This window comes from Streptococcus sp. DD10 (genome assembly GCF_001578805.1).
Taxonomy (GTDB): Bacteria; Bacillota; Bacilli; order Lactobacillales; family Streptococcaceae; genus Streptococcus.
This window is the reverse complement of record NZ_KQ969166.1, coordinates 31362-34961: the sequence shown is the minus strand read 5'-3', so window position 1 is coordinate 34961 and position 3600 is coordinate 31362. Positions and strand designations below refer to the sequence as shown.

Below are 3600 nucleotides of genomic sequence, written 5' to 3'. Positions count from 1 at the left end.
GCCATGCCCACATGGCAATCTCTCTTTTTCTCGACGCTTTTAGGGCGAGTTCAATTTCGCGATAGTGATTTATCTTTTTTCCAAAGGAAGTAGTCTTGACTTCAGTTAGGCACTATACTGATTTTCTTGACCATGTAGGCCATGCCCACCAGTCAGTCTCTCTCATAATTTTTTTAAAGTGAGATGTAGTGCTTATCTCTTGAGATAAAGGGATCTTTTAAAATAATTGATTGTCATTCAAGGTAAACAGCTAAAGCCGTTCATTTTAAGTGAACGGCTTTAGCTGTTTTATTTTCTTGTAGAATTAGTTTTCATGAAAATCCATTTAAGAATTCCAATAGGAAGAAGACAAAAAATCCACATGGGATTGAATTTTACGGCGTTTGTAGTGTTTGGTAGGGAGAAAAATCCCCCTTTTTCCGTTACAGTGAGAGTCGTTTTGATGTTTGGAGATAGACTTTGGAGTCCATTATCAACGGAGAGTTGATTGTTCTTGACGGTGAGTGTCGGTTGAGTTCCTTTTTTGACGGTGGCATAGAAAGGTTGCTCAAGTTGGTAAGTTTTTCCATTGATTTGATGTTCCCCTGCTGTTAGTATTTCCTTATATTCGTATTCTTGGAACATTTTTTCGGCCAGGGCATTTCCAATGATGTGACGATAACTCTCAGCCAGTTCGACATCATAGTGACCAACTCCCATGATAATCTCAATAAAACGTTGATTACCTCGCTTAACAGTTACACTATAATTATAGTCAGCAGTTGGACTGGATCCTGTCTTTAAACCATCTGCTCCTTTTAGAGCATGTTTTCCTCCTTCTAAAGAAGCGTTGTAGTTATCATAGGTAGCTTGATAAGGGGTTCCTTTCATAACGGTTACGCTAGAGTTTTTTGTATAGTCAAGTGCTTCTGGAAATTCATTGACTAAATGATAGCCTAAAATAGCCATATCACGCGCCGTAATCTCATTAGTCGCATGGTTATCGTAGCGAGTCGGTGTGTAGAGACCACGAAGGACGGAGGTAGGAGCGCCGTTTGGGTTGTACCATTTGCTATTGGTCATTCCGATTTCCTGTGCACGTTGATTCATGAGGTCTAGGAATGCATCAGGATCATTGTCTGATACAGCGTTGGCGATCATGATAGTAGCAGCACTAGACGAAGGGACAAAAAGCATATTAATCAAATCAGAAATCGGATAGTCTACTCCTGCATAGATAGGGACATTGCTGAGGTCAGAATTTTCGGAGATTGCTTGGTCGCTTGCACTAGCCGTAATCACAGTATCGTAGTTCAGTTTTCCATCTTTAATAGCTAGAAAGAGAACGTACGCCGTCATTAGTTTTGCCATGCTACCTGAGTCTCGTACGACATCTATATTATCTCCATAAAGAATGCTACCTGTTTTTGCATCGATTAAGATATCGGCTTTCGGACGATAGAATTCATCCATATTAAAGCCTGTTTCTTTCGTGATGGCGAGAATGTCATCTTGCTGGTAGAGATCATCAGCTAGTACAAGGATAGAATTTAAGAGGGAAACACTGATTAGGGCAAGCAGAACGACTACTTTAAACTTCATATTCTTTTTATCTCCAAGGATTTCTTTTTACCATTATATCACAAAAAGAAGGGCTTAGAAGCCTATTTTTTGTTATAAGCAAGTTTGCACTTCATTATATTTTATTATACCGCCTAAAACCCTTGATAATACTAGCTTTCTGAAAATTAACTAAAATATAAATATATATACACATTCCCCCAAATATCCCCCTAAAGTTCCTAAAAAATGGAACAAAAAATAGACTTTTTCAAGTCTATCAAAATAATTTAATGAGTTCAGCAGGCAAGAAACTAGCACGGTCAAACGTGCTTTTTTAGTTTCCTAAATAGAGGCTTAGGCTTGCAATTTCTTTTCTGCTATCGCTTCTGTTAGAGTTTGAGAAAAATTCAAACCTAATTCGCGTCCTAACTTGTCCGCCCATCTTGGAATAGTCAAAGTTTTTTTGATTGGCTCTTGGCTTCCTAAGTATTGCGCCACATCTACCGTCACCATAGATAGAAAAGATTTTTCAAGGTTATAACTTGACTCAAATTCTTCATCATCTTTAAAAGGGTCGTTTTCTACTAATGATAAGCGGTTAATGTCAGACGGTTTAGGTAAGTCTATATCATTCTCAATATAATCGGAAACCATGATCCCTAACCACTCCGCCCCCATTGCCATAGCGTTTGAAATGCTATCGCCTTGAGTTGCTGAATTTTCAAAATCGGGAAAATGTACAAAGTAAGGGGCTTTTACATCGTCCGTATCGTCATAATAAAACAAAGCGGGGTAAGATACTAACATTTTAAACCTCCATATCAAAAAGCAGGGGCTAGGCTTTACAGCCCAGCTTGCTTTCTTATTCCCCTTTCGGTGTACTTATTCAATTCACCGTGGGGGACTGTGATGGGTCGTTCTCCAGCTTTCTCCATTTTGATATGGGAACCTTTACCGCCCTTGGTTTTCTTCCAACCGTTTGCGATAAGGAGCTTGACCATCTCTTTTTGTGTCATCGGCATAGCGCTCTACCTCCTGACTCTTTTATTTTAACACGTATTACACGTGTTGTCAATACTTTTCAATAAAACTTCCTTTTTTTTCACTCACCACAAAAGCCCCCTAAAATCGTTTCTAAGGAACTTTGCTGTCTATCTGGTCTATTTATCCACCTAACGCAAATGAAGGCTAAAAAAGGGCAAATATAAAGCCTAGCGCACCAATAACGCCCCATCATGGTAAGAATTGCCAAAGTCTAGCAAAATTTCAGCCTTAAGCCATTCATACTCTTCTTTGTCTATTCCTAGTTTTTTGTTTAGCTGGTAGAGTTTTAGCGTTTCTTTTGGGCGCTTCGTGAATAGGTTGGAAAATATTTCACGTTTAGGACTGTTCAAACTGTTCTGGTATGCTTTAATAGTCGCCACTATCTCTGCCGCCTTGTCTTTTAAAACTCCATCTTTTGCCATTGGCTCAGCAAGTTTTAAAAGCGACCGATAAGACTTTAAAAAGTAGTATACACGCTTAGCGGTTTCTTGCTCGTTTATCATCTTTAAAATTTTGCGTTTTTTTGACCGAGGAGGTACTTAAGAAAATATCAAAAATACAAAAGTCCCCCAAATTCGTTTCTAATAGCTTATAGCCGATTCATGTGAAAACGTTGAAAGTAGGTCATCCGCTTTCTAACATTCATTATTGTTTTAAACTTATCCAGCTTATTCAAACGGTTTTTGATCGCCTTCATTTAGCACCTTCGCCTCTAATACTTCTAATTGTTCTATAACCTCAACTTTCTCAACTGCTTTATAAGCAATGTTTAGAATAGTTTGGGCGCTCTGTTGTCTTGCATACGGGCTTACACCCTCATTAAGCATGATTTCTCTCAATACATTAACCGCTTCAACGCTTGCATTTTTTAAAAGAGTGGTAGCTTCTTTAAGTTGTTCGCTACGTCTTTCTCGGTAAAGCCGTTTAAAAGTTGTGTCATTCAAATACTTATAAGCCGTTTGCCTAGTGATTGAACTTAATTCACTAGCTTTCTTTACATTTCCAGTCATAAGG

The 3600-nt window shown here is 38.5% G+C and carries 5 protein-coding genes; all 5 read right to left on the bottom strand.

All coding sequences use genetic code 11. The features are described from left to right. Positions 1-288 precede the first annotated feature (288 nt). Positions 289-1581 carry a DUF1958 domain-containing protein gene (locus STRDD10_RS09320; RefSeq protein ID WP_067195438.1) on the bottom strand — a complete coding sequence of 431 codons (1293 nt, stop codon included), beginning with the start codon at positions 1579-1581 and terminating at the stop codon, positions 289-291. 315 nt (positions 1582-1896) lie between these two features. Beyond that, positions 1897-2349: a type II toxin-antitoxin system HicB family antitoxin gene (locus tag STRDD10_RS09315; protein ID WP_061866460.1), complete on the bottom strand. Its 453-nt coding sequence runs from the start codon at positions 2347-2349 to the stop codon at positions 1897-1899. Between the two features lie 35 nt (positions 2350-2384). Next, the gene (locus STRDD10_RS09310; RefSeq protein WP_061866461.1) at positions 2385-2564 is read right to left on the bottom strand and encodes a type II toxin-antitoxin system HicA family toxin; all 180 of its coding nucleotides are present in this window, start codon (positions 2562-2564) and stop codon (positions 2385-2387) included. Positions 2565-2753: 189 nt separating this feature from the next. After that, the gene (locus STRDD10_RS09305; protein WP_082782091.1) at positions 2754-3008 is read right to left on the bottom strand and encodes a hypothetical protein; all 255 of its coding nucleotides are present in this window, start codon (positions 3006-3008) and stop codon (positions 2754-2756) included. Positions 3009-3254: 246 nt separating this feature from the next. Further along, positions 3255-3600 (bottom strand): replication protein (locus STRDD10_RS09300; protein ID WP_231853409.1); only part of this gene is annotated, 346 nt, incomplete at its 5' end.

Coding starts and splice junctions, on each gene's coding strand:
- STRDD10_RS09305 (WP_082782091.1), bottom strand. CDS start 3,008: ATGGCAAAAGATGGAGTTTTAAAAGACAAGGCGGCAGAGATAGTGGCG.
- STRDD10_RS09320 (WP_067195438.1), bottom strand. CDS start 1,581: ATGAAGTTTAAAGTAGTCGTTCTGCTTGCCCTAATCAGTGTTTCCCTC.
- STRDD10_RS09315 (WP_061866460.1), bottom strand. CDS start 2,349: ATGTTAGTATCTTACCCCGCTTTGTTTTATTATGACGATACGGACGAT.
- STRDD10_RS09310 (WP_061866461.1), bottom strand. CDS start 2,564: ATGCCGATGACACAAAAAGAGATGGTCAAGCTCCTTATCGCAAACGGT.